The organism is uncultured Escherichia sp. (assembly GCF_948475835.1).
In the GTDB taxonomy this organism is placed as follows: Bacteria; Pseudomonadota; Gammaproteobacteria; order Enterobacterales; family Enterobacteriaceae; genus ECMA0423.
In genome coordinates, this window is sequence record NZ_CAOLGM010000002.1 from 73,659 (window position 1) to 97,578 (window position 23,920).

A 23,920-nucleotide genomic window follows, 5' to 3' on the forward strand; every position below is an offset into this window, starting at 1 on the left:
CTAATTAAAACGATTTTGACAGGCGGGAGGTCAATTTGATCCCGGACGTATCACAGGCGCTGGCCTGGCTGGAAAAACATCCTCAGGCGTTAAAGGGGATACAGCGTGGGCTGGAGCGCGAAACTTTGCGTGTTAATGCTGATGGCACACTGGCAACAACAGGTCATCCTGAAGCATTAGGTTCCGCACTGACGCACAAATGGATTACTACCGATTTTGCGGAAGCATTGCTGGAATTCATTACACCAGTGGATGGTGATATTGAACATATGTTGACCTTTATGCGCGATCTGCATCGTTATACGGCGCGCAATATGGGCGATGAGCGGATGTGGCCGTTAAGTATGCCATGCTACATCGCAGAAGGTCAGGACATCGAACTGGCACAGTACGGCACTTCTAACACCGGACGCTTTAAAACGCTGTATCGTGAAGGGCTGAAAAATCGCTACGGCGCGCTGATGCAAACCATTTCCGGCGTGCACTACAATTTCTCTTTGCCAATGGCATTCTGGCAAGCGAAGTGCGGTGATATCTCGGGCGCTGATGCCAAAGAGAAAATTTCTGCGGGCTATTTCCGCGTTATCCGCAATTACTATCGTTTCGGTTGGGTCATTCCTTATCTGTTTGGTGCATCTCCGGCGATTTGTTCTTCTTTCCTGCAAGGAAAACCAACGTCGCTGCCGTTTGAGAAAACCGAGTGCGGTATGTATTACCTGCCGTATGCGACCTCTCTTCGTTTGAGCGATCTCGGCTATACCAATAAATCGCAAAGCAATCTTGGTATTACCTTCAACGATCTTTACGAGTACGTAGCGGGCCTTAAACAGGCAATCAAAACGCCATCGGAAGAGTACGCGAAGATTGGTATTGAGAAAGACGGTAAGAGGCTGCAAATCAACAGCAACGTGTTGCAGATTGAAAACGAACTGTACGCGCCGATTCGTCCAAAACGCGTTACCCGCAGCGGCGAGTCGCCTTCTGATGCGCTGTTACGTGGCGGCATTGAATATATTGAAGTGCGTTCGCTGGACATCAACCCGTTCTCGCCGATTGGTGTAGATGAACAGCAGGTGCGATTCCTCGACCTGTTTATGGTCTGGTGTGCGCTGGCTGATGCACCGGAAATGAGCAGTAGCGAACTTGCCTGTACACGCGTTAACTGGAACCGGGTGATCCTCGAAGGTCGCAAACCGGGTCTGACGCTGGGTATCGGCTGCGAAACCGCACAGTTCCCGTTACCGCAGGTGGGTAAAGATCTGTTCCGCGATCTGAAACGCGTCGCGCAAACGCTGGATAGTATTAACGGCGGCGAAGCGTATCAGAAAGTGTGTGATGAACTGGTTGCCTGCTTCGATAATCCCGATCTGACTTTCTCTGCCCGTATCTTAAGGTCTATGATTGATACTGGTATTGGCGGAACAGGCAAAGCATTTGCAGAAGCTTACCGTAATCTGCTGCGTGAAGAGCCGCTGGAAATTCTGCGCGAAGAGGATTTTGTAGCCGAGCGCGAGGCGTCTGAACGCCGTCAGCAGGAAATGGAAGCCGCTGATACCGAACCGTTTGCGGTGTGGCTGGAAAAACACGCCTGACAGAAAAGAAAAAGGCCACTCGTGAGTGGCCAAAATTTCATCTCTGAATTCAGGGATGATGATAACAAATGCGCGTCTTTCATATACTCAGACTCGCCTGGGAAGAAAGAGTTCAGAAAATTTTTAAAAAAATTACCGGAGGTGGCTAAATGCCGTTGTTAGATAGCTTCACAGTCGATCATACCCGGATGGAAGCGCCTGCAGTTCGGGTGGCGAAAACAATGAACACCCCGCATGGCGACGCAATCACCGTGTTCGATCTGCGCTTCTGCGTGCCGAACAAAGAAGTGATGCCAGAAAGAGGGATCCATACCCTGGAGCACCTGTTTGCTGGTTTTATGCGTAACCATCTTAACGGTAAGGGTGTAGAGATTATCGATATCTCGCCAATGGGCTGCCGCACCGGTTTTTATATGAGTCTGATTGGTACGCCAGATGAGCAGCGTGTTGCTGATGCCTGGAAAGCGGCAATGGAAGACGTGCTGAAAGTGCAGGATCAGAATCAGATCCCGGAACTGAACGTCTACCAGTGTGGCACTTACCAGATGCACTCGTTGCAGGAAGCGCAGGATATTGCGCGTAGCATTCTGGAACGTGACGTACGCATCAACAGCAACGAAGAACTGGCACTGCCGAAAGAGAAGTTGCAGGAACTGCACATCTAGTCAGTAAACTATCTTCACAATTAATTGAAAAAAGCCAGTTCAAATGAACTGGCTTAGTTGTACTTAGTGCGCACCGCCTCCGCCGCCACCTGCGCCAAATGGCGGTTTAGCAAACCACACCAGCCCCAGCAGTACGAGGAATATTCCGGCTGACATCCAGAAGATCTCATTGGCGGAAATAATCAGCCCCTGATTGGTGATCTGCTGGGCAATCCAGCCTGATGCCTGCTGTTGCGTCATCCCAAGCCCTTCCAGTTGACTGTACATCGCCTGGGCATTCGGGTTGAACGGGTTTACCGACTCAGTCAACTGCGCATGGTGCATCGACTCGCGGTTGGTCCACATGGTCGTGGTTATCGACGTGCCGATAGACCCCGCCAGCGTTCGCGTAAAGTTAGAGAGGCTCGATGCCGCCGCCAGTCGTTCCGGTGGCAAACCAGACAGCGTAATGGTGGTCAGCGGCATAAAGAAGCAGGCCACCGCAAACCCCTGGATAAACTGCGGCCAGGCCGACGCGCCAAAATCCATACCTGGTTCAAAGGTATAGGCACGCCAGTAGAAGCAGACGGCATACATAATAAAGCTGAAGGTTACCAGCCGCCGCATATCCAGTTTATGCGCGAAGCGGCCGATAATCGGCGACAGGATCACCGGAATAATCCCTACCGGCGCAGAGGCCAAACCTGCCCAGGTCGCCGTGTAACCGTAGACCTCCTGCAACAACTGCGGCAGCAGAACAATAGCGCCGAAGTAGAGCATATACGCGAGGCTGATACACAAGCAGCCGATGGTGAAGTTGCGCGACTTAAACAACGACAGATCGACTATCGGGTTATCGTCGGTCAGCTCCCAGACAATCAGGAAGCAGATAGCCACCACCGCCACCACGGTAAGAATGATAATTTCCTGTGATGAAAACCAGTCCAGCTCTTTACCGCGGTCGAGCATAATCTGCAGGCTGCCGATACCAATAACCAGCAGTGCCAGCCCCACGGCATCAATCCGCCGCCGTTCGGTGCGGGTTTCACGTCCGCGCAGAGTTTGCAGTGTCATCAACACCACCGCCACGCCAATCGGCACGTTGATGAAGAATATCCAGCCCCAGTGGTAATTATCGCTGATATAACCGCCGAGGATCGGGCCGCAAATTGGCGCGACAATCACCGTCATCGACCACAACGCCAGCGCGATCGAGCGTTTGGCTGGCGGGTAGTTATTCAGCAATAGACTTTGCGAAAGCGGGATCAACGGCCCGGCGACAATCCCCTGAATCACGCGGAAGAAGATCAGCATATTCAGGCTGCTGGAGACACCACACGCCCACGACGCAATAGCAAAGGCGATGGTGGACCAAAGGAACAGTTTCACTTCCCCGACGCGCTTTGCCAGCCAGCCGGTAAGCGGGATCGAGATGGCATTCGCCACCCCGAAAGAAGTGATTACCCACGTTCCCTGGCTGAGCGATGAGCCCAGATTCCCGGCGATAGTGGGGATCGCCACGTTAGCAATGGTGGAGTCCAGCACCTGCATGAATGTCGCCAGTGACAGCGCAATCGTCATAATGACCAGTTGCGCGCCTTCCAGCGGTTTTTGCTGTTGCATCACACGCACCTCTGGATTAGCCAGCGTTAGCTTTTACGATATCGTCGATCAGTTTATTGACAGGTGCCAGGCTGATTTCACGCGCGGTACTTACCGCGACCGGTGTTGAACGTACTTTATTTGCCAGTACCTGACCGTCACGGTTAGTGGTATTGACGCTCACCAGCGTGGACAAACCAATGCGCAGCGGGTATTGCTCCAGCTGTTTCTGGTCCAGTTCGATACGCACAGGCAGACGCTGAACGACTTTGATCCAGTTACCGGTCGCATTTTGCGCCGGAAGCAGTGAGAACGCGCTACCTGTGCCCATATCCAGACCAACTACTTTACCGGTGTATTTCACATCATCGCCGTAAATATCGGTGGTGATAGTGACCGGCTGACCGATACGCATATTGGCAATCTGCGTCTCTTTAAAGTTGGCATCCACCCACATATTGGTGGCTGGAACGACCGCCATCAGCGGCGTCGTTGGGCTAATTTGTGCCCCAGGCTGTACCGCGCGGCGGGAGACATAACCGGTCATCGGACTGACAATACGAGTACGCTCTAGCGCCAGCCAGGCGTTACGTACTTCGGTGGCAGCCTGTTGCACGGCAGGCTGATCTTCCAGTTTAGTCCCCAGAATCATCGCCTGATTGGCATTGTATTGTTGAATAGCGACGTCCAGTTGCGCCTGGGCACTGGTGACGGCGTCGCGGGCGTGTTGCAGCTCTTCGCGACCAATCAGGTTGGCATTGCCCAGCGGCACACGGCGGTTGTAGTCGCTTTGTGCTTTCGCGAGGGCGATTTTCTGCACCTCAATATTCGCCTGCAACTGCTTGCTGTTAATCATCAGCTGGTGGGTTTGGCGAACGCTGGAAGCCAGTGCAGTTTTGGCTTTTTCAAACGCCTGGCGAGCATCTGTCGGGTCGAGAGTGACCAGCACGTCGCCTTCTTTTACAAAATCGGTGTTATCGGCCCAGACTTTCGTCACGCTGCCAGACACCTGAGACATAATTTGAATCTGATTCCCTGCCACGTATGCGTCATCGGTTTCTTCGAAATGACGCAGTACCAAAAACCAATAAATCCCTATCGCTACGGCAATAATTATAAAGAGCAAGGTGAGAAGGAGGAGCAGACGCTTACGTTTGCCGCTCTTCTTTACCGGTTGCTGCGGGGTTTGAGTCTCCGCATTTGCGCTCATATTGTTCTCCACGATCTTCTTAACTCATCGGCTGAGCCGACCTGCTTGCCAAAAAGGCCAGCATGTTGCGATGCTGGCCGGTCATTTTTTCTTTTATAAATCTGGATTTTTGAGCGAGATGACGCGTTAGCTCATCGCTTCGAGAACCACACCGTCTTGTTCCATCTGGTCGAGACGGGAGAGCAATTTGCGGGTGATTTGCTCGAGCTGATCTTTTTCTGTTGTGCTGAGCGCGGACCAGAGTTGATGCAGGCAGTTATGCTGCGGTGGTAAAACCTCGCGCAAAAACTCGTGACCTTTTTCCGTTAATTGCAGATGCAGGCAGCGGCGATCGTTATCGCTTTCACGACGTTCGATCCAACCGCGTTTTTCCAGTTCATCGGCAATACGCGTCGCGTTGGTACGGGATGATCCAAGAGCACAACTTAATTCAGAAGGCTGAATACTGTGGTTTTCCTGAGACTCCAGCGTAATCAACGCCATAAACAACGTCTCGTTAATCCCCTGAGCCTTCAGCATTTTATTGCGGTTCTCCAGCAGCTTGCTTTGCATGTGCATGCAAAGACGAGTCAGAAGGATCTCCTGATAAGGAAAATCTTCGTGGCGGCTGGCGCGAAATTTTAGCATTTGTTCAATGGGCGTAAACGAACTATCCATTTGGGTATGACCTCATTAATTTCAGCCGATATAGTAACGACAGTGACAAATAAAGTAAATGTATTGTTTTAGAAAAATGATTCTTGTGGGTTATATAATCGCCATCACTTTCCAGGCGAGCCCATAGGCCAGCGCACTAAGCAGTGTTGGGATGATAATGCTGCGTGTTTTATAGAAACTGGCACCCAGTACCGCGAAGCCGACCAGCGTGGGCACGAAACGGCGTGTATCGTGCATCACTTCTGGTGCGGTAGAGACAACCAGCAGAGCGCATATCGAGGCGATGCCAATGGTGTCGAGCAAAATACCTACCGCGCCACGTTTGGTTGGGCGGGCATTACCCACACGCAGGCGCAGCGGCAAATAGCGGAAGCAATAATTCGCCACGCCAACCAGTAACCCAAGCAGCAGAACCTCATAGCTCATCGGGCGCTCCTTGCCAGAATGCCTGGATTAACGCAGTGAGGCAGCCACAGACAATGCCTGCCAGAATGGCGACGGGAATAGAAAATAGCGTTACGCCTGCAAGGGCACCAACTAACGCTGCGGTAACGCAAAGAGATTGTTTGCGCTGGAAAGAGGCGAGCAGGAAACTCATAAAGAGTGCCGGAAGCATAAAACCTAATGCAGCTTCAACGGCGGGATAACCTTGCAGCAAGCCGCTGCCGGAGAATGCCCCTATTACCGTACCAAATACCCACGATGACCATGAACTGAAGGCAATGCCGATCATCCTGTTCTCGCTCCAGCGGCGATTATTGCGTACCAGTTTTGCGGTTGCGGCGGCAAAAACCTCATCCGTCAGGCCAAATGCCCACAGGGCGGTTTTCGATTTTTGCAGACGCTGAATAATACGGCTACGCAGTGACGGGCCATACAACACATGGCGAACATCCATTGCCATGACGGTCAGTGCAGCAACCCACAAACTACTCCCGGCTGCCAGCATCGCGGTAATGACGAACTGGCTCGCGCCTGCATAAATGATGCAGGAGAAAAAAACGCTTTCGAGAGGAGAGAATCCCAGACGGGTCGCATTCAGACCGAACGCAAAGGCCACCGGAATATAACTAATAACAATCGGTAAACTGTCTTTGCATCCTTCCATGAAGGTCGCCGAACCAGGAGCAGGCTGTGGAGTAGGGCTTTCCATAGAGTGTACGCTTAACGATTGTTAATATAATAAATAGACTGAATGAATATCTTAACCTTATCAGACTGATGGGCTTCTTAACACCCTTATAAGTGTAAAGCCACGAAAACGGTTGCTGATTGCTTAATTTGCGGCTTCCTGACGATGAAAACCTCGCCACCAGACCAGTAAGTTAACCAGGGCAATCGTCGCGCCAGCCAGACAAACGCCAGCCCAACCGCCATGTTGCCAGGCTGAGGCTGAAATTAGCGAACCGGCGGCACCGCCAATAAAGTAGCTGGTCATGTAACCTGCGGTCAGGCGATTACGCGCATCAGGGTGTATTCGATAAATTACCGTCTGGTTAGTGATATGCACGCCCTGTACGGTGAGATCCAGCACCAGGATGCCGATAATCAGCGCCAGTACGGAAGTGTGACCAAACCAGATCGCCAGCCATGAAAGTAATAGCAGCAGCAGACCGAAAGTTGTGGTGTGGTGCGATTTACCCTTATCGGCAAAACCGCCCGCCGGACGAGCGCCCAACGCTCCGGCAGCTCCCGCAAGTCCAAACAGACCAATGACACCATCGCTGTAGTTAAAAGGTGGAGCGGCAAGCAAAAAGGCCATTGAGGTCCAGAGAATGCTGAAGTTGGCAAAGGTCAGGCAGCCCAGCAATGCGCGGGTGCGCAGGATCTTATCGCTGATAAACATGCTGAAAACGGAACCTAACAACTGTGGGTAGTTGAGGTGGGTTTCTGATTTCATTTGTGGCAGACCACGCCATAATGCCAGCGCCATCAGTGCCATTAACACCGAGGCAACCCAAAAGACGGTGCGCCAGCCGCCGAGATTCGCCAGCAATCCGGCAACGGTCCGTGCGAGTAAGATCCCCAACAGCAGACCGCTCATAATAGTGCCAACCACTTTGCCGCGTTTGTCCGGTGAAGCCAGCGTCGCTGCCAGCGGAACCAGAATTTGTGCCACGACAGAGAATAAACCGGTTAATGCCGTACCGAGGATCATCATCGCCAGCGACTGACTGCTGGCAGTGATTAACATGCCGCCTGCCGCCAGTAAGGTCATCGAGACAATCAGGCGGCGGCGTTCAAACATATCACCGAGGGGAACAAGAAACAGCAGACCTGCTGCATAGCCCAATTGCGCGGCGGTAACAATAAAGCCTGCCGAACTGGCGGAAAGGGAAAAGTTACGCGCGATGGTGTCGAGCAATGGCTGAGCGTAATAGTTACTGGCGACCGCCAGACCGGTGGCGATAGACATCAGCACGATCAGCGCCGGGCTAAGCTCATGATTAGGTTTAGTCATTATTTTTGTTCATCAGGTGATGATTAAGCTGGAAATCAATAATAGCGGATGTTGATGAATATGGGATGAAAGATAGCTTGTTGAAATGTGCGATGTGGTTTGTAGGCATGATAAGACGCGCCAGCGTCGCATCAGGCATTGTGCACAGAACGGCGGATGCGGCGAAAACGCCTTATCCGCCATACGGAATGAGTGTATTTTGTAGGCATGATAAGACGCGTCAGCGTCGCATCAGGCATTGTGTACAGAGCGGCGGATGAGGCAAAAACGCCTTATCCGCCTGAATAAAAATTACTTCTGCGCTGCCAGCGCCTCATTCACCCAGCCATCGAACTGCTGCTGGTGGGCTTTGATCCAGCCATCAACGTGGCCCTGAATATCGCCTTCTGAGGCTTTGCCGTCATGCATAATGGCGTTCTGGGCGTTAATATCGGCCACTGGCAACTGCATAATGGCAAACAGTTTGGCTGCCGCCGGATTTTTCTCGGTCCAGGCTTTGTTGGCAACGATATGCATGGTGCTGACCGGGAAGCCGTAATTCGCGCCATTCGGCAGTTTGGTATCGGCATTTTTATCGCCCGGCAGTGCGGAGAACGGCACCTGCAACCAGACCACATCTTTCCCTGGCTTCAGCTCATTACTCACCCAGTACGGCGTCCAGGTGTAATAAAACACCGGTTTGCCCTCTTTGTAGCGACTGATGGTGTCGGCCATCATCGCTGCGTAGTTCCCCTGATTATGCGTCACGGTGTTGGTCAGTTCATACGCGGCAAGCTGGTGGTTGATGGCACCTTCGCAGCCCCAGCCAGGGTTACAACCGGTTAAATCCGCTTTACCGTCGCCGTTGGTATCGAACAGTTTGGCGATCTTCGGATCTTTCAGTTGTGCGATGTTGGTGATTTTATACTGGTCGGCGGTTTTCTTATCGATCAGGTAACCCTGTGCCGCGCCGTTAACAAATACCCCTTCACGATAAAATTTCTTATCGCCACCGGCAGCTTCGTACATGTTGTCATGCAGCGGCGTCCAGTTCACGGCGGTGAAGGTTGCATCGCCGGAAGCAAGCGAGGTGTAGCCAACGTTGTAATCTACTTCGCTGGGTTTATTGACGGTATAACCTAATTTCTCCAGCGCACGACTGACCAGCAGTGTCTGGAAGGTTTCTTCGGTGATGGTGCTTTGAACTGGATTAACTGTAATGCCTTTGCCCGGCAGGTCGGCAGCAAAAGTTTGTGTAGAGATAAGCGTGGCAAACGCTGTCGCAAAAAGTACGCTATGTCGCATTGTTATTCCTTTTTTTGGCAGGGTGATATGCCCGGCGTTACCGGGCAAGTGCAGAGTTACTTAATGAATGGGCGGGTCAGCAGACCGACAGGGCCAGTGGTGTACCAGCGACGGTTGCCGCGACTGCGTGAGTCGCGCCCAACGGCCTGCGTCAGGCGGTCGAGGATAATGGCGAGGATCACAATCCCGACGCCGCCAACGGTGGCAAGCCCCATATCCAGACGACCGATACCGCGAAGTACCATCTGACCCAGCCCGCCGACGGCAATCATCGAGGCAATGACCACCATAGAAAGGGCCAGCATCAGCGTCTGGTTAACGCCCGCCATAATGGTCGGCATCGCCAGCGGTAACTGAACTTTGAACAGCATCTGGCGCGGGCTGGCACCGAATGAGCGCGAGGCTTCAATCAGATCCGCCGGAACCTGGTTAATCCCCAGAATGGTCAGACGGATAATCGGCGGCAGAGCAAAGATGATCGTCACCACCACGCCCGGCACGTTACCGATACCAAATAGCATGACGATTGGCACCAGATAAACAAACGCTGGCGTGGTCTGCATGGCATCAAGCAGTGGACGAATAATTTTCGCCGCTCGCGGACTTCTCGCCAGCCAGATCCCCAGCGGCAAACCAATGACGATACAGAACAGCAGGGCGGTTAACACCAGCGCCAGGGTAACCATGGCCTGCGACCAGGCACCGATTGCGCCGATGGCAATCAGCGAAACCAGCGTCGCCACGCCCATTCCGACCCCGGAAATCTGCCAGGCGATGAGAGCGAAAACGATAATCGCCACCGGTGCGGGCATACCCAGCAGCAATTGCTGGAAACCGTTGAGAATGTAATCAACCGGAACGCGCACGCCCTGGAAGACGGGACGGAAATGGGTAACAACCCAGTCGATCCCTTCAGTGACCCAACTGTCGAGCGGGATCAGCGTTTTATGGAACGGATCGAGAATATTAAAATGCTCGACGTTTGGCGCAGGCGTACTGGTCAGCCAGTCAGCACCACCGCCGTCAGTCGGTGCAGTCGCCGGTGTACCCCAGGCGTCTGCGGATTGCACGGCACTGTCCGCCGCTGGCGTGGTATCCCACGGATTATTTTGATCAGCCATTATTTACCCCCTCACGATCTAAAGCGCGCAGCAGCATTCCTTTCGAAATGATGCCGACATACTGTTGGTCCTCGTCGACCACGGGCACCGCACAGGGTGCCTGTCCGACATGAGAGAGCAACTCGCTAAGAGGCGTTTGTGCATCGACTGCTAACGGCGCATCAATCAGCGCCGCATCAAGACCTTGCTGCTGCGTTAACGCGGTTTTAAGCGAATCGATGGAAACTGCGCCGACAAACTTATTACCGCGTTCGATAACGTAGCCATATTCGCGATCTTCATCCTGCAATAATTTCAGTGCCGAACGTGGGCCGAAGCCAGGGGTTTTACGAATTAAGCCATTCGGTGTCCGGCGGGCAATATCTTTCGCACTGAATACCTGACTAATATCAACGCCACGGAAGAAGGTACGGACATAATCATTCGCCGGATTATTGAGAATTTCATCCGGTGTGCCGACCTGTACCACTTCACCATTTTGCATAATGGCAATTCGGTCGCCAATACGCATAGCCTCATCGAGATCGTGGGAAATAAAGACAATGGTGCGCTGATGTTTCGCCTGTAATTTTACCAGCTCATCCTGCATCTCGGTGCGAATTAATGGATCGAGCGCCGAGAAGGCTTCGTCCATTAATAATATATCCGGATTAATCGCTAACGCGCGGGCTAATCCCACACGTTGACGCATCCCGCCAGAGAGTTCATCCGGGTAGCTGTGGGCATAATTTTCCAGCCCGACCTGACGCAGTGCATCAAGGGCTTTTTCCCGGCGTTCTTCGGCATTAATTCCGGCCAATTCCATACCGAACGCAGTATTGTCCAGCACGGTCATATGCGGCATTAAGGCAAAGGACTGGAAGACCATCGCAATCTTTTTTCTGCGCACCTCACGGAGTTCGGCATCGGATATTTTGGCAATATCCACACCATCAATCAGCACTTGCCCGCGGGTGGGTTCAATCAGGCGATTGAGAAGGCGTACCATTGTGGATTTACCCGAGCCGGATAATCCCATGATGACAAATATCTCGCCTTCTTCAATGGCCAGACTGGCGTCTTTTACGCCAAGCGATAGCCCAGTTTTTTCCAGAATTTGTTCTTTCGAAAGTCCTTGTTCGATATATTTGAACGCTCGCTGTGGATGCTCGCCAAATATTTTATAAAGATTTTTAATTTCTAATTTAATTGCCATGCAATAGAAAGATTCCTTTATTTGTTTATGTCGATATATTACCCAATGGAAATAGTCACTTTTTTCTACCCTAACATACTGAGAATCTGAGGCAACCCCTGTGGGCAAATGTGGCATGAATATTGATGCGAGCAAATCGCCGGAATTTCCCGTGATATAAGGGCTGAGAGCAAATCGAGAAAAGTTGATATTTTTTGTCATAGATAGCGAAAAAACGCCTGAATATTGTAGTTTCAGGCGAATAATGCAACAGAGTATCAGTGTAGATCACTACAGAATATTTGCGTGATAAAAAGCTATTTGGCGGGAATTATTTCCCTGCTGCGGGTAGTGATATTTTTGAAAATAACACCCTCAGAAATTCCAGTCTTCATCTTCTGTTTCAACCGCTTTCCCCATCACATAAGAGGAGCCTGAACCGGAAAAGAAATCGTGATTTTCATCGGCATTCGGCGAAAGCGCGGCGAGGATTGCCGGATTCACTTCCGCCATTTCTGCGGGAAATAACGGTTCGTAGCCCAGATTCATCAAAGCCTTATTGGCGTTGTAACAGAGAAACGCTTTCACATCGTCAGCCCACGGGGTTTCGGCGTACAGCTCATCGGTGTATTGCAACTCGTTGTCGTAGAGTTCCAGCAACAAATCGAAGGCGAAACTCTTCAACTCTTCACGTTGTCCCAGAGATATCTTTTCCATGTTTTTCTGATATTTATAGCCTATGTAGTAACCGTGGACTGCTTCATCGCGGATAATCAGACGGATCAGATCTGCGGTATTGGTCAGCTTTCCGCGGCTGGAAAAATACATCGGCAGCCAGAAACCGGAATAGAACAAAAAAGATTCAAGAAACACACTGGCGATTTTCTTTTTCAGCGGATCATCACCGCGATAATGTTGCTGAATAATCTGAGCTTTTCGCTGCAACGGTGCGTTTTCTTCACTCCAGGCGTAGGCGGCATCGACATCTTTGGTCTGACACAGCGTCGAGAAAATCGAACTGTAAGAGCGGGCATGAACCGCTTCCATAAAGCTGATATTCGATAATACCGCTTCTTCATGAGGCGTGAGTGCATCGGGCATCAGCGAAGGCGCGCCGATAACATTTTGCAGCGTGTCGAGCAGCGTCAGGCCAGTAAAAACGCGCATCGTCAGTTGTTGTTCTACGACAGTTAATGTCTGCCAGGCAGGAATATCGTTCGACAGCGGCACCTTTTCTGGTAGCCAGAAATTGCTGGTCAGGCGATTCCACACCTCCAGATCTTTATCGTCAGATATCTTGTTCCAGTTGATGGCGCTGATACGTGAGAGTTTCATAGATATTCCTTAAAGTGCACAGGAGACGCAGCCTTCAATTTCAGTGCCTTCCAGCGCCATCTGACGCAGGCGAATGTAATAGAGCGTTTTGATACCTTTGCGCCAGGCGTAAATCTGCGCTTTGTTGATATCGCGAGTGGTGGCGGTATCGGGGAAAAACAGCGTCAGCGACAAACCCTGATCGACATGGCGAGTCGCTTCCGCGTAGGTGTCGATGATCTTTTCTGCGCCGATTTCGTAAGCATCCTGATACAGCGCCAGATTCTCGTTAGTCATAAACGGGGCAGGGTAGTAAACGCGTCCTGTTTTGCCCTCTTTGCGTATCTCTACTTTCGCCACAATCGGATGAATACTCGACGTAGCATGGTTGATATAAGAGATAGAACCGGTTGGCGGCACCGCCTGAAGATTCTGGTTATAAATGCCGTAGCGCATCACGTCGTCGCGCAGTTGCGCCCACATCTCACGGGTAGGTAACGTAATACCGCTACGGGCAAACAGTTCGCCAACTTTCGTCGTTTTCGGCTGCCAGTTCCCTTGCAGATATTGGCTGAAATATTCACTACTGGCATAGCGTGACTGTTTGAACCCGGCGAAGGTTTCACCGCGTTCGCGTGCCAGCAACATCGAGGTACGCAGTGCGTGCCAGGTGATGGTATAGAAATAGAGATTGGTGAAATCCAGTGCTTCCGGCGAACCATAAGCGATGCCTTCTCGCGCCAGATAACCGTGTAAATTCATCTGCCCCAGCCCGATGGCGTGTGAGGCGGCATTTCCGGCTTCGATGGACGGCACGCTGCGGATATGACTCATATCTGACACCGCCGTTAAACCGCGTACGGCAGTCTCTACCGTGCGGGCAAAGTTGGGGGAATCCATGGTGTGGGCAATATTCAACGAACCTAAATTGCAGGAAATATCATGGCCTGTACGGGCATAGTCGAGATTCTCGTCATACTCTGAGGCGCTGTTAACCTGCAAAATTTCTGAGCATAGATTACTCATATTTATGCGCCCGGCGATAGGGTTAGCACGGTTTACCGTGTCTTCATACATGATGTAGGGATAGCCGGACTCAAACTGGATTTCTGCCAGTCGCTGGAAGAAATCACGGGCGTTGAGGTATTTTTTGCGGATGCGTTCATCGGCAACCAGTTCGTCATAGTGTTCGCTAATGGCGATATCGGCAAACGGCTTGCCATAAACTCGCTCAACGTCATAGGGCGAAAACAGCGCCATCTGCGCATTCTCTTTGGCCAGATGGAAAGTGATATCCGGGATCACCACGCCAAGCGACAGTGTTTTAATGCGGATTTTTTCGTCGGCATTTTCCCGTTTCGTGTCGAGAAAACGCAGAATATCGGGATGATGAGCATGTAAATAGACTGCACCAGCCCCCTGACGAGCGCCGAGTTGGTTGGCATAGGAAAATGCGTCTTCCAGCATTTTCATCACCGGAATTACGCCAGAAGATTGATTTTCAATACGTTTAATTGGCGCGCCCGCTTCCCGCAGATTCGACAGCAAAAATGCTACGCCGCCGCCGCGTTTCGACAGTTGCAGTGCGGAATTTACCGCCCGACCAATCGACTCCATATTGTCTTCAATACGCAGCAAAAAACAGGAAACCAGTTCGCCGCGCTGCTGCTTACCGCAGTTGAGGAATGTCGGCGTGGCTGGCTGAAAGCGTCCTGACAGCATTTCATCGGTCAGTTGCAACGCCAGCGTCGCATCGCCTTGTGCCAGCGTCAGCGCCACCATCGTGACTCGATCGGCAAAATCTTCCAGATAACGTTTACCGTCGAATGTCTTCAACGTATAGCTGGTGTAAAACTTCCATGCCCCGAGGAATGTCTGGAAACGAAAACCGCTGGTGTGTGCGTGGGCAAACAGCGTAATGACAAAGTCGCGAGAGTAGCGATTAAGAACGCTTTCATCATAGTAACCTTCGTTGACCAGCCAGTTCAGGCGCTGCTGCTGGCTACTGAAGGTCACACTGTTCGGACGCACATGCGTCGCCATAAAGGCGTCAACGGCCTGGCGGTCTTTATCGAACTGAATGCGACCTGCGCTATCGTAGAGGTTAAGCATCGCATTCAGCGCGTGGTAATCCATCGTTTCCTGCGTCAGGCATTCTGCGGTTGTCGTTGCCAAAATTCGGTTACTCCTTTACGAACGTTTTCGATATCGCTTTGCGTACCCATGAGTTCAAAACGGTACAGCCACGGCACGCCGCATTTCCGGGCAATCACATCTCCGGCGCGGCCATACGCCTCACCAAAGTTGCGATTACCCGAAGCAATAACGCCGCGAAGCAACGCCCGGTTGTGCTCGTCGTTTAAAAAGCGAATTACCTGTCGTGGCACCGCGCCAGCCGTACCGCCGCCGCCGTAAGAGGGCACGATCAGGATGTAAGGCTCGTCTACCTGAATCCGTTCCCGCTCATTGAGCGGGATGCGCACCGCGGGCAGTCCTAAACGTTCGATAAAACGCTGCGTATTTTCGGAGCTACTGGAAAAGTAGACGAGCTGGCTCATGCACTGGCCGCGTGTGGCGCTGGATGCAGACGATTGATCATGTCCGGGCGGAAACCAGACCAGCTAAGATCGCCAGCAATCACTACCGGCAACTGACGAAAGCCCTGAGCACGCAGCGCTTCCGCCGCTTCAGGAACGCGATCGACATTAATCATTTCAAAATCAAAGCCCCGGTTTTCCATCGCCCGTTTGGTGGCGTGGCACTGAACGCAATCGTTACGAGTGTAAATAGTAATGCGCATGATTCGTATTTCCGTTTAAAATGAAGATACGGCGCGATGATACGCGTCGGGTTGTCTCTCTGTTGATACAGAGATACTAGATGTAGTTGAAAAAAGATTCAACCACACAATATATAGCAAATAGTGGTCGAAATTACCCTGGATATGAGCGTGACGGGGTAGGGGGATTTTTGTGATTCACCAGGCAAAAAGAAACCCCGAAGACAGGCTTCGGGGTCAAAGACGCGTATTTATTATCATTTTTGCACTACGATTTGCGCATGCTTAACAGTGCGCCGATAAAAATACCTACCGCAGCTGCTGTACCCACGCTACACCAGGGTCTTTCACGAACAAAAGAATCCGCGCAGCCAACGGCATCGCGTGCGGCTTGCTGGACGCGAGTACGACCATGCATTCGCGCCCTGGTTTCTTTCAGCAATGCCTGAGCTTTACTGCGTGCGGCTTCAGCTTCCCCTTTGGCGTCGCTGCCCCAGGACTTTAATACAGATTCGAGGCTGTCAGCTAATTGATTGACATCATTCTGGATATCCTGCACGCCATCATCAACGTCGTTGCGGTTCGGTCGGTTAAACATATGATCCCCCATTAGAATTCGATGTAATTTTCAGTGTAGACCATAATTTTCTTAACTGAGGTTCATCGCGGCTTTATGGACTTTTCTGAAAGCGTTGTGAATGCGCAATCAGGTAAGGTAGGCCCGCGGTTGATAATAACGAGGATCAAATATGTATTTACGACCAGACGAGGTGGCGCGCGTACTTGAAAAAGTCGGTTTTACTGTCGATGTGGTAACCCAGAAAGCGTATGGTTACCGCCGTGGGGAAAATTATGTCTATGTTAATCGCGAAGCGCGAATGGGACGTACCGCTCTGGTAATTCATCCAACATTAAAAGAACGCAGTTCAACACTGGCTGAACCCGCTTCCGATATTAAAACTTGCGATCATTACCAGCAATTTCCGCTCTATTTAGCAGGCGAGCGACACGAGCATTACGGTATCCCGCATGGCTTCAGTTCGCGTGTTGCGCTTGAACGTTATTTGAATGGTTTATTTGGCGAAGCCAGTTAAAGACGCGACTGGCGATGCCAGTCGCGAAAAGAAGAGTCAGGCTTTTACCTGCTGGTAACGGCTGACTTTAAACAGTCGGCGGCAATAATCGAGGAAGTAGCCATAAACCGCCCCCATCAACATCGAAACAACGATGTTTGAACTGACCGCCGCCATAATCTGATGCCAGTCTGCGCCCACCACTAACAAGATCGCCACATACACCGGTGACTGGAACGTCACATAAGCCAGGATATCAGCCAGATTTTTTATCCAGCCCGACGGGCTAACTTTGCGTGCCGCGCGCATAAACAGATCGCGGTACATACCGTATGGCCATGCAATTAAGATGTTCACCGGAATCGCTACCAATCTGGAATAAAAAGACTGTTCGAAGCTCATTCCGGAGAGGAAAACTTCAATACACATGTTCACGACAGAACAGTAAACAACCATCGCGAACGTATCTGCAACTGCATGACGCAAGCGTGACTGCGGTGAGAACATGCTAATGCTCCTTAATAAAAGCGTAATGGGATGTTAATGGAGATGAAAGCAGTGGATCTCATTGTCATCTGCATTTTCGCATAGCGTATATCGCTGGCTATGACTATTCAATTAGTGAAAAATTTTTATTTAGTCAGTTTTTGTAGATAAAATATTCCGTAACGGCTCGTTTTTTGTACATTGTGGATTTTTACATGCCGATATGATTTATTTTCAATTAAATCAATTAGATATGACCTTGCCTTTAATTTCACTAATGAAAGTTTGGGGGTGAGGTAACGCTATAAGCGTAGAGAATTCGGTGTATGTCGTGACCGTGTCATTTACAGCATTTTTTATGCCAGAAAATGTACATTAACAGCAGAAAGCACCAGTGAGGGGTGTTTTCTTTTATTCTGTTATATTGCATTTTTATTCACTTCGGTTTTGTCAGGCTTGCGGAATTAGCGAGCAGAGAGCGCCACTCTGTTCACCAATAATCTAAATTACTCATCAAAATGGCTAATATATAATCTTGAAATTATTCTGAGAGTTTCAGAAAATAACAGCTGAAATAATCTCGCGCAGGACTGTAAATAGATTAAATTTTGTGGAAATATAATAAGTGATCGCTTACACTACGCGACGAAATACTTTTTTGTTTTGGCGTTAAAAGGTTTTCTTTATTATGTCCGTAATGTTACAAAGTTTAAATAACATTCGCACCCTCCGTGCGATGGCTCGCGAATTCTCCATTGACGTTCTTGAAGAAATGCTCGAAAAATTCAGGGTTGTCACTAAAGAAAGACGTGAAGAAGAAGAACAGCAGCAGCGTGAACTGGCTGAGCGTCAGGAAAAAATTAGCACCTGGCTGGAGCTGATGAAGGCTGACGGAATTAACCCGGAAGAGTTATTGGGTAATAGCTCTGCTGCTGCACCACGCGCTGGTAAAAAACGCCAGCCGCGTCCGGCGAAATATAAATTCACCGATGTTAACGGTGAAACTAAAACCTGGACCGGTCAGGGCCGTACACCGAAGCCAATTGCTCAGGCGCTGGCAGAAGGTAAATCTCTCGACGATTTCCTGATCTAATTACTGAGGCCGGATGTCGCTGCTAGGGCGCGTCCGGCGTCGCTTCTCAAGCTCGTTGGTTCCACGGCATCTTATCTAACAACCTTGCCATTCCACAAAAACCGCTGATTCCTGCAAACAGTAACCCGGCACCAACAAAGCCACTTAATAAGAAGAAACCGCTATTTACGGTATAACCCAGTACAACGCCGATTAATATTAAACCACCCGCAGCGATCTGCACCTGGCGCATTAACGGCAAGGGTTGAGATTTATTTACCGCTACTGGCAATCCAGCTCTTTTCCAGCCATCAATCCCATCTTCGAGTAAAAATATTTCTGCGGGGGCGGCAATCGCTGCTAATTTATCGGCGTTATTACTGGTGCGTTTACCTGCCTGGCAGTGGAATATAATTTGCTCGCGACGTAATTTAGGTGGAAGACCTGACTGTTCCAGCACGGATAATGGAGCCAGATCTGCTTCAGGAATATGTTCACGAAGATATTCATCAGCATCACGAATATCGATTAACTTTGCGCCGCGTGCGATTAATTCTTGTGCATCATGCGGCGAAATGGTTGTCAAAGCCATAGTGACTCCTTACGGACAATAGACATTTTTCAGGGTGGCGATAATGGCATTTACCGCCTCATTTTTAATGGAATATAGAATGCGTTGGGCATCCCGTTGGCTGTCGATAAGCCCTTCGTCCCGCATACGAGCGAGATGCTGTGATGTCGCAGAGGCACTCAGTCCGGTAATGCGCGTCAGCTCTCCCGCGCTGGTGCCGGGGGAACCGCTAAGCATGCACAGAATCAGCAATCGTTTAGGATGGCTCATTGCTTTCAATAAGGCCGCTGCCTGTTCGGCACTGGCCTGTAATTGCGCGAGTTCAGTCATATTTATTTAAGTATTTTCTAAATTAAGTAAACTCTAAACTAAAAATGCAACATATACCAGCATCAGCAGCGTAAATGAGAGTAAAAGCGTAAGCTGAAACTGGCAGGCTCCGCTAAAATTACTACGGTTAAGAGATAAAATCTCTTTTTAAACAATGAGTAATTTTCTTATAGGGAGTACATATGGGTTTCTGGAGAATCGTCATCACCATCATTCTGCCGCCTCTCGGCGTGCTGCTCGGTAAAGGGTTCGGTTGGGCGTTCATTATTAATATTCTGCTGACACTGCTTGGGTATATCCCCGGTTTGATTCACGCGTTCTGGGTGCAAACCCGCGATTAAACCTGTGCTCACCCCCGCGGCGTTAACGCGCCGCGTTCCTCTGCTACACTTTCTGAGTGTTTCCGTTAACGAATGAGGTAGCTATGGGTCTGTTCAATTTTGTGAAAGATGCCGGAGAAAAACTCTGGGACGCGGTTACAGGTCAGCACGATAAAGACGATCAGGCGAAGAAGGTGCAGGAGCATCTGAGCAAAACCGGTATACCTGATGCCGATAAAGTGAACATTCAAATTGCCGACGGCAAAGCGACGGTCACTGGTGACGGCCTGAGTCAGGAGGCGAAGGAGAAAATCCTTGTTGCGGTGGGGAATATTTCCGGTATTGCCAGTGTTGATGATCAGGTGAAAACGGCGACACCAGCCACTGCCAGCCAGTTTTATACCGTTAAGTCTGGCGACACTCTGAGTGCCATTTCCAAACAGGTCTACGGTAACGCTAATCTGTACAATAAAATCTTCGAAGCGAATAAACCGATGCTAAAAAGCCCGGATAAAATTTATCCGGGGCAAGTGTTGCGTATTCCGGAAGAGTAGTTAATTGCCAGCCATCGCCTGCTGGATAATGGGAATTGGCGTCAGTAAATGCTGGCGCATTAACTCACTGGCGCGCGCGGTATCTCGCGCCAGTACCGCCGCAGTCAGGGTCTGGTGCTGATCGTGTTTATCCTCCAGCATTTCTACCGAAAGCACCGTTCGCCGCAGCCAGATAAATCGATAGCGCGCCGCCAGATCAAACAACCGTTCACGCATTTGCAGCAAATAGTGAGAACCACAGCCCGCCACAATTGCTGTATGAAACGCCTGATGACGCAGATCCCACTCATCAAGCATTTTCTCGCTGGCGTCACAGGCCTCCAGCTTACTCAGCAGATGCGCTTTTGCGAGAACGTCTGCCTCCCATTCATCGCCACCGCGGGCAATCGCCAGACTGACCAGCATCGCTTCCATATTGGCGCGGGCGTCGAAAATATCGAGCAGCTCCTGCTCTGACATAGACGCCACCCGATACCCTTTTTGATTCACCACCGTGACCAGCCGTTCCGCCACCAGTTGCGAAAGAGCTTCCCGTAACGGCCCAACGCCAAGTGCATAACGCGATGTCAGCAAACTCATTCGTAATTTTTCATCCGGTTGAAAATTACCGCGAATAATATCGTTCTTCAGCCAGCGATAGCCATCCAGAGACGTAATGGTCATGGTGTGACTCCTGATCATTATCAGCGCGTATTATGAACGGGTGTTTTTTGCCACAATACCAGCTTTTTCCAGCGCGCCATAATCGGCACGGTACAGATAATCCCTATCGCTAATAAGCCGGTAGAGATCACTTCTAACTGTTGCGCCGGGCGGAATAACATCACCACCAACACAAAGGTAATAAAGCCTATTACCAGCCAGGTGAGCCACGGGTAAAGCCACATGCGCAAGCGAATTTCGCTTCCTTCTGCTCGCAGAATTTTACGCATCCGCAACTGTGAAACGGCGATGACTAAATAAACCAGCAGGGCGATAGCACCGGAGCTGTCTATCAGGAATTTAAACACTTTCGCAGGTGCGTAATAGTTCACCACCACCGTTAAAAATGCCGCTCCGGTGGAGAGTAACACCGCCACATACGGGGTTTTACTGCGGTTGATTTTGCCCATTACCGCGGGCGCATCACCGCGACGGCTTAAGGAGTAGAGCATCCTTGACGCGGTATACAGCGCCGAGTTCAGACAGCTGGTTACGGAAAGTAATATCACGCAGTCCATGATTAATTTCGCATGGGGAATATTGAGCAATTCCAGAACCGAGCGATAAGAACCAACGGCTTTCAGCCCCGGCATATTCCACGGTATTAACGCCACTACGACAAAAATAGAGCACAAATAGAAGATAGAAATACGCCAGATAACCGAGTTGGTAGCGCGGACAATATGTTTTTCCGGCGTGTCGGATTCCGCGGCGGCAATGGTGACAATTTCTGCGCCCATAAACGAGAACATGGTGATCAACATCGCGCTTAATACCGCACCGAAGCCGTTGGGCATAAAGCCGCCGCTATCCCACAATCTTGAGATCCCGCTCACTTCGGCATAAGGGTAAAAACCGCTAATTGCGACTGCACCAAGGAAAATAAAGGCCAGGATAGCGATGACTTTGCACAGCGCCAGCCAGAACTCAAATTCGCCGTAGTTTTTAACGCTTAATAAATTACTGCCAGTTAAGGCGAGGGTAATGACGAGGGAAAATAACCAGATGGGAATGCCAGGAACCCACGAGTGCAGGATCATAGCGGCGATGTTGGCTTCCAGCGGGATAACCAGTACCCAAAACCACCAGTACAGCCAGCCGATGGTATAACCCGCCCAGCGGCCAATGGCTTTATCGGCATAGGTGGAAAACGAACCGGTATCGGGCGTGGCAACTGCCATTTCCGCCAACATCCGCATAATCATAACCACCAGTAACCCGGCGAACAGATAGGCCAGTAATACCGCCGGGCCCGCTTCGGCGATGGCGACGCTGGAACCGACAAACAGACTTGCGCCGATAACACCGGCAATAGACAACATGGTGACGTGGCGTGACTTCAGCCCGCCGCCTAACTCATGTGGTTGCGATGATTGCCCCATCCTGAATCCTCTCGAAAGTGTGCCACTTGGGAGAGCGCCCCGACATTTCCCGCGTCGGGTCACGCGTTTAATTGAGACGGTCAACAAAATCTTAAAAACGAAAGCGGGAGGGTTTTCTCCCTCTCCCTTAGGGAGAGGGCCGGGGTGAGGGTGTAGCCGCGTGATTACCCCTCACCCTAACCCTCTCCCCAGAGGGGCGAGGGGACAGTCCGCAGTCGTTTTTAACTTTGTCGATCGCCTCATCGTTATTATTTTTTACTGCATCGTTATCATTCCCTTAGCAACGGTTAACTCTTACAAACGGACATAGCTACTGCTTCGCCTCATCAAAACACTGACCGATAATCTCCAGACCCTGACGGATCTGAGCGTCTTCAATGGTGAGCGGTACAAGGATGCGCAGCACGTTGTAATACGGGCCGCAGGAGAGAAGAATCAGGCCCTTATCACGGGCGCGCGCCACGATCTCGGCGGTGAGTTTGGCGTTCGGTTTACTGTGATCGCCATCTTCAAACAGCTCGATGGCGATCATCGCCCCCAGCCCGCGTACGTCGCCGATCTCAGTGTGTTTTTCGGCGATCGCCAGCAATCCGTCTTTTAGCTTCTGCCCCAGATCGTTGGCTTTTTGCAGCAGATTTTCCTGCTCGAACACCTTTAACACTTCCAGCGCCGCTACGCAGGCAATCGGGTTACCGGCATAGGTGCCGCCCAGCCCGCCCGGTGCGACGGCGTCCATCACTTCGGCGCGCCCGGTGACGCCCGCCAGCGGGAAACCGCCTGCGATTGATTTCGCAAAGGTGGTGAGATCGGGTGCCACGCCCATTTGCTCCATCGCAAACAGCGTGCCGGTTCGCCCCGCGCCGCTCTGCACTTCATCAGCAATCAGCATGATCCCGTGTTCGTCACACAGCGCGCGTAAACGCTGCATAAAGGCTGGCGTTGCGGCGTAGAAACCGCCTTCGCCCTGAACCGGCTCAATCACGATGGCGGCGATATCTTCCGGCGCCGCGTCATTTTTGAAGATTCGGTGGATACTGGCGATTGCGTCATCCTCGCTGATGCCGTGCAGCGGGCAAGGATAAAGCGCGCGATAAACATGGCCCGGCATCAGGCCCATGCCCGCAGAGTACGGATTCACCTTACCGGTCAGCGCCAGCGTGTAGTGCGTGCGCCCGTGATACGCGCCGCTAAAGGCGATGGTACCGCTACGTTTGGTGGCGGCGCGGGCGATTTTCACCGCGTTCTCCACCGCTTCGGAACCTGTGGTGACCAGCAGCGTTTTCTTGGCAAAATCGCCCGGCACCTTCTGATTCATTATTTCGCACAGCTCCAGATACGGCTCGTAGGCCAGCACCTGGAAGCAGGTGTGCGACAGTTTTTTCAACTGCGCTTCCACCGCGGCAACCACCTTCGGATGCAGGTGCCCGGTATTGAGCACCGCAATCCCGCCCGCGAAATCAAGATACTCACGGCCTTCAACGTCCCACACCCGGCAGTTTTCCGCGCGGTCAGCGAAAATCGGGTGAATTTGCCCAACGCCACGGGGAATCGCCTGACTGCGGCGCTGCATTAACTCTTTATTGCTGTTCATT

The 23,920-nt window shown here is 51.2% G+C and carries 26 protein-coding genes; 6 read left to right on the plus strand and 20 right to left on the minus strand.

All coding sequences use genetic code 11. The annotated features are described in order from the left end of the window. The first annotated feature begins 35 nt into the window (after positions 1 to 35). Both gshA and luxS read left to right on the plus strand, forming a co-directional pair. Complete coding sequence (gene gshA, locus QZF50_RS00915) at positions 36 to 1,592, plus strand: glutamate--cysteine ligase (protein ID WP_000611804.1); 1,557 nt, start codon at positions 36 to 38, stop codon at positions 1,590 to 1,592. 149 nt (positions 1,593 to 1,741) lie between these two features. Beyond that, complete coding sequence (gene luxS / locus QZF50_RS00920) at positions 1,742 to 2,257, plus strand: S-ribosylhomocysteine lyase (RefSeq protein WP_001130207.1); 516 nt, start codon at positions 1,742 to 1,744, stop codon at positions 2,255 to 2,257. Positions 2,258 to 2,320: 63 nt separating this feature from the next. Here the strand turns inward: luxS and emrB are convergent, their stop codons facing one another. The 14 genes from emrB to QZF50_RS00990 all read right to left on the minus strand — a co-directional run bounded on the left by emrB (position 2,321) and on the right by QZF50_RS00990 (position 16,436). Then, the gene (gene emrB / locus QZF50_RS00925; RefSeq protein WP_001295176.1) at positions 2,321 to 3,859 is read right to left on the minus strand and encodes a multidrug efflux MFS transporter permease subunit EmrB; all 1,539 of its coding nucleotides are present in this window, start codon (positions 3,857 to 3,859) and stop codon (positions 2,321 to 2,323) included. Between the two features lie 16 nt (positions 3,860 to 3,875). Then, positions 3,876 to 5,048, minus strand: coding sequence for a multidrug efflux MFS transporter periplasmic adaptor subunit EmrA (gene emrA / locus QZF50_RS00930; RefSeq protein ID WP_001295175.1), 1,173 nt, complete (start codon positions 5,046 to 5,048; stop codon positions 3,876 to 3,878). A 126-nt stretch (positions 5,049 to 5,174) separates the two neighbouring features. Then, the gene (emrR, locus tag QZF50_RS00935; protein WP_000378442.1) at positions 5,175 to 5,705 is read right to left on the minus strand and encodes a multidrug efflux transporter EmrAB transcriptional repressor EmrR; all 531 of its coding nucleotides are present in this window, start codon (positions 5,703 to 5,705) and stop codon (positions 5,175 to 5,177) included. 90 nt (positions 5,706 to 5,795) lie between these two features. After that, positions 5,796 to 6,131 carry an L-valine transporter subunit YgaH gene (gene ygaH, locus QZF50_RS00940; protein WP_000119763.1) on the minus strand — a complete coding sequence of 112 codons (336 nt, stop codon included), beginning with the start codon at positions 6,129 to 6,131 and terminating at the stop codon, positions 5,796 to 5,798. Continuing rightward, positions 6,121 to 6,858 (minus strand): L-valine exporter subunit YgaZ, encoded by a 738-nt coding sequence (ygaZ, locus tag QZF50_RS00945; protein ID WP_061892514.1) that lies wholly within the window; start codon positions 6,856 to 6,858, stop codon positions 6,121 to 6,123. Before ygaZ ends, ygaH begins: the two co-directional genes overlap by 11 nt. A gap of 123 nt (positions 6,859 to 6,981) precedes the next feature. Further along, complete coding sequence (locus tag QZF50_RS00950) at positions 6,982 to 8,166, minus strand: MFS transporter (protein ID WP_000165699.1); 1,185 nt, start codon at positions 8,164 to 8,166, stop codon at positions 6,982 to 6,984. Between the two features lie 291 nt (positions 8,167 to 8,457). Beyond that, on the minus strand, positions 8,458 to 9,450 hold the full coding sequence (proX, locus tag QZF50_RS00955) for a glycine betaine/L-proline ABC transporter substrate-binding protein ProX (RefSeq protein WP_001216527.1): 993 nt from the start codon (positions 9,448 to 9,450) through the stop codon (positions 8,458 to 8,460). 56 nt (positions 9,451 to 9,506) lie between these two features. Continuing rightward, a complete protein-coding gene (gene proW / locus QZF50_RS00960) occupies positions 9,507 to 10,571 on the minus strand; it encodes a glycine betaine/L-proline ABC transporter permease ProW (protein ID WP_000774996.1) in 1,065 nt (354 codons plus the stop codon). Further along, a complete protein-coding gene (proV, locus tag QZF50_RS00965) occupies positions 10,564 to 11,766 on the minus strand; it encodes a glycine betaine/L-proline ABC transporter ATP-binding protein ProV (RefSeq protein ID WP_000985494.1) in 1,203 nt (400 codons plus the stop codon). The genes proW and proV overlap by 8 nt, the downstream gene beginning before the upstream one ends. 354 nt (positions 11,767 to 12,120) lie before the next feature. Continuing rightward, a complete protein-coding gene (gene nrdF / locus QZF50_RS00970; protein WP_000777969.1) occupies positions 12,121 to 13,080 on the minus strand; it encodes a class 1b ribonucleoside-diphosphate reductase subunit beta in 960 nt (319 codons plus the stop codon). Positions 13,081 to 13,089: 9 nt separating this feature from the next. Then, the gene (gene nrdE, locus QZF50_RS00975) at positions 13,090 to 15,234 is read right to left on the minus strand and encodes a class 1b ribonucleoside-diphosphate reductase subunit alpha (protein ID WP_000246540.1); all 2,145 of its coding nucleotides are present in this window, start codon (positions 15,232 to 15,234) and stop codon (positions 13,090 to 13,092) included. Further along, entirely contained in the window at positions 15,207 to 15,617 is a 411-nt protein-coding gene (gene nrdI / locus QZF50_RS00980; protein WP_000080947.1) for a class Ib ribonucleoside-diphosphate reductase assembly flavoprotein NrdI, read from the minus strand. The genes nrdE and nrdI overlap by 28 nt, the downstream gene beginning before the upstream one ends. Next, positions 15,614 to 15,859, minus strand: coding sequence for a glutaredoxin-like protein NrdH (gene nrdH, locus QZF50_RS00985; protein ID WP_001223227.1), 246 nt, complete (start codon positions 15,857 to 15,859; stop codon positions 15,614 to 15,616). The genes nrdI and nrdH overlap by 4 nt, the downstream gene beginning before the upstream one ends. A 247-nt stretch (positions 15,860 to 16,106) precedes the next feature. After that, positions 16,107 to 16,436 carry a DUF883 domain-containing protein gene (locus tag QZF50_RS00990; RefSeq protein ID WP_001295174.1) on the minus strand — a complete coding sequence of 110 codons (330 nt, stop codon included), beginning with the start codon at positions 16,434 to 16,436 and terminating at the stop codon, positions 16,107 to 16,109. Positions 16,437 to 16,587: 151 nt separating this feature from the next. On the opposite strand from QZF50_RS00990, the gene QZF50_RS00995 reads away from it, so the two are divergent. Next, positions 16,588 to 16,932 (plus strand): DUF2002 family protein, encoded by a 345-nt coding sequence (locus tag QZF50_RS00995; RefSeq protein WP_000281320.1) that lies wholly within the window; start codon positions 16,588 to 16,590, stop codon positions 16,930 to 16,932. A gap of 36 nt (positions 16,933 to 16,968) precedes the next feature. Here QZF50_RS00995 and alaE read toward each other — a convergent pair whose 3' ends face one another. Then, positions 16,969 to 17,418 (minus strand): L-alanine exporter AlaE, encoded by a 450-nt coding sequence (gene alaE / locus QZF50_RS01000; RefSeq protein WP_000492656.1) that lies wholly within the window; start codon positions 17,416 to 17,418, stop codon positions 16,969 to 16,971. Positions 17,419 to 18,085: 667 nt separating this feature from the next. Here alaE and stpA point away from each other — a divergent pair. Continuing rightward, complete coding sequence (gene stpA, locus QZF50_RS01005) at positions 18,086 to 18,490, plus strand: DNA-binding protein StpA (RefSeq protein WP_000115383.1); 405 nt, start codon at positions 18,086 to 18,088, stop codon at positions 18,488 to 18,490. 46 nt (positions 18,491 to 18,536) lie between these two features. Here the strand turns inward: stpA and ygaP are convergent, their stop codons facing one another. Both ygaP and QZF50_RS01015 read right to left on the minus strand, forming a co-directional pair. After that, the gene (gene ygaP / locus QZF50_RS01010) at positions 18,537 to 19,061 is read right to left on the minus strand and encodes a thiosulfate sulfurtransferase YgaP (protein ID WP_001229467.1); all 525 of its coding nucleotides are present in this window, start codon (positions 19,059 to 19,061) and stop codon (positions 18,537 to 18,539) included. A gap of 9 nt (positions 19,062 to 19,070) precedes the next feature. Further along, complete coding sequence (locus tag QZF50_RS01015) at positions 19,071 to 19,370, minus strand: metalloregulator ArsR/SmtB family transcription factor (RefSeq protein WP_000137280.1); 300 nt, start codon at positions 19,368 to 19,370, stop codon at positions 19,071 to 19,073. Positions 19,371 to 19,552: 182 nt separating this feature from the next. Here QZF50_RS01015 and QZF50_RS01020 point away from each other — a divergent pair, with 182 nt between their 5' ends. Continuing rightward, a complete protein-coding gene (locus QZF50_RS01020) occupies positions 19,553 to 19,711 on the plus strand; it encodes a YqaE/Pmp3 family membrane protein (RefSeq protein WP_000508177.1) in 159 nt (52 codons plus the stop codon). Positions 19,712 to 19,794: 83 nt separating this feature from the next. After that, a complete protein-coding gene (kbp, locus tag QZF50_RS01025; protein ID WP_000522424.1) occupies positions 19,795 to 20,244 on the plus strand; it encodes a potassium binding protein Kbp in 450 nt (149 codons plus the stop codon). Here the strand turns inward: kbp and csiR are convergent, their stop codons facing one another. From csiR to gabT, 3 genes are all read right to left on the minus strand, one after another. Beyond that, a complete protein-coding gene (gene csiR, locus QZF50_RS01030; RefSeq protein WP_000156811.1) occupies positions 20,245 to 20,907 on the minus strand; it encodes a DNA-binding transcriptional regulator CsiR in 663 nt (220 codons plus the stop codon). A gap of 20 nt (positions 20,908 to 20,927) precedes the next feature. Further along, a complete protein-coding gene (gabP, locus tag QZF50_RS01035; RefSeq protein ID WP_001295173.1) occupies positions 20,928 to 22,328 on the minus strand; it encodes a GABA permease in 1,401 nt (466 codons plus the stop codon). A gap of 310 nt (positions 22,329 to 22,638) precedes the next feature. Further along, positions 22,639 to 23,919: a 4-aminobutyrate--2-oxoglutarate transaminase gene (gabT, locus tag QZF50_RS01040; RefSeq protein WP_001472084.1), complete on the minus strand. Its 1,281-nt coding sequence runs from the start codon at positions 23,917 to 23,919 to the stop codon at positions 22,639 to 22,641. Position 23,920: the final 1 nt, after the last annotated feature.

What these genes read in the sequence shown, in the direction of transcription:
- kbp (WP_000522424.1), top strand. Translation starts at nt 19,795, where the DNA reads ATGGGTCTGTTCAATTTTGTGAAAGATGCCGGAGAAAAACTCTGGGAC.
- QZF50_RS00950 (WP_000165699.1), bottom strand. Translation starts at nt 8,166, where the DNA reads ATGACTAAACCTAATCATGAGCTTAGCCCGGCGCTGATCGTGCTGATG.
- csiR (WP_000156811.1), bottom strand. Translation starts at nt 20,907, where the DNA reads ATGACCATTACGTCTCTGGATGGCTATCGCTGGCTGAAGAACGATATT.
- ygaZ (WP_061892514.1), bottom strand. Translation starts at nt 6,858, where the DNA reads ATGGAAAGCCCTACTCCACAGCCTGCTCCTGGTTCGGCGACCTTCATG.
- nrdF (WP_000777969.1), bottom strand. Translation starts at nt 13,080, where the DNA reads ATGAAACTCTCACGTATCAGCGCCATCAACTGGAACAAGATATCTGAC.
- QZF50_RS00990 (WP_001295174.1), bottom strand. Translation starts at nt 16,436, where the DNA reads ATGTTTAACCGACCGAACCGCAACGACGTTGATGATGGCGTGCAGGAT.
- QZF50_RS01015 (WP_000137280.1), bottom strand. Translation starts at nt 19,370, where the DNA reads ATGACTGAACTCGCGCAATTACAGGCCAGTGCCGAACAGGCAGCGGCC.
- QZF50_RS01020 (WP_000508177.1), top strand. Translation starts at nt 19,553, where the DNA reads ATGGGTTTCTGGAGAATCGTCATCACCATCATTCTGCCGCCTCTCGGC.
- proW (WP_000774996.1), bottom strand. Translation starts at nt 10,571, where the DNA reads ATGGCTGATCAAAATAATCCGTGGGATACCACGCCAGCGGCGGACAGT.
- nrdI (WP_000080947.1), bottom strand. Translation starts at nt 15,617, where the DNA reads ATGAGCCAGCTCGTCTACTTTTCCAGTAGCTCCGAAAATACGCAGCGT.
- emrB (WP_001295176.1), bottom strand. Translation starts at nt 3,859, where the DNA reads ATGCAACAGCAAAAACCGCTGGAAGGCGCGCAACTGGTCATTATGACG.
- emrA (WP_001295175.1), bottom strand. Translation starts at nt 5,048, where the DNA reads ATGAGCGCAAATGCGGAGACTCAAACCCCGCAGCAACCGGTAAAGAAG.
- gabP (WP_001295173.1), bottom strand. Translation starts at nt 22,328, where the DNA reads ATGGGGCAATCATCGCAACCACATGAGTTAGGCGGCGGGCTGAAGTCA.
- gabT (WP_001472084.1), bottom strand. Translation starts at nt 23,919, where the DNA reads ATGAACAGCAATAAAGAGTTAATGCAGCGCCGCAGTCAGGCGATTCCC.
- ygaH (WP_000119763.1), bottom strand. Translation starts at nt 6,131, where the DNA reads ATGAGCTATGAGGTTCTGCTGCTTGGGTTACTGGTTGGCGTGGCGAAT.
- nrdH (WP_001223227.1), bottom strand. Translation starts at nt 15,859, where the DNA reads ATGCGCATTACTATTTACACTCGTAACGATTGCGTTCAGTGCCACGCC.
- alaE (WP_000492656.1), bottom strand. Translation starts at nt 17,418, where the DNA reads ATGTTCTCACCGCAGTCACGCTTGCGTCATGCAGTTGCAGATACGTTC.
- emrR (WP_000378442.1), bottom strand. Translation starts at nt 5,705, where the DNA reads ATGGATAGTTCGTTTACGCCCATTGAACAAATGCTAAAATTTCGCGCC.
- stpA (WP_000115383.1), top strand. Translation starts at nt 18,086, where the DNA reads ATGTCCGTAATGTTACAAAGTTTAAATAACATTCGCACCCTCCGTGCG.
- proV (WP_000985494.1), bottom strand. Translation starts at nt 11,766, where the DNA reads ATGGCAATTAAATTAGAAATTAAAAATCTTTATAAAATATTTGGCGAG.
- luxS (WP_001130207.1), top strand. Translation starts at nt 1,742, where the DNA reads ATGCCGTTGTTAGATAGCTTCACAGTCGATCATACCCGGATGGAAGCG.
- proX (WP_001216527.1), bottom strand. Translation starts at nt 9,450, where the DNA reads ATGCGACATAGCGTACTTTTTGCGACAGCGTTTGCCACGCTTATCTCT.
- ygaP (WP_001229467.1), bottom strand. Translation starts at nt 19,061, where the DNA reads ATGGCTTTGACAACCATTTCGCCGCATGATGCACAAGAATTAATCGCA.
- QZF50_RS00995 (WP_000281320.1), top strand. Translation starts at nt 16,588, where the DNA reads ATGTATTTACGACCAGACGAGGTGGCGCGCGTACTTGAAAAAGTCGGT.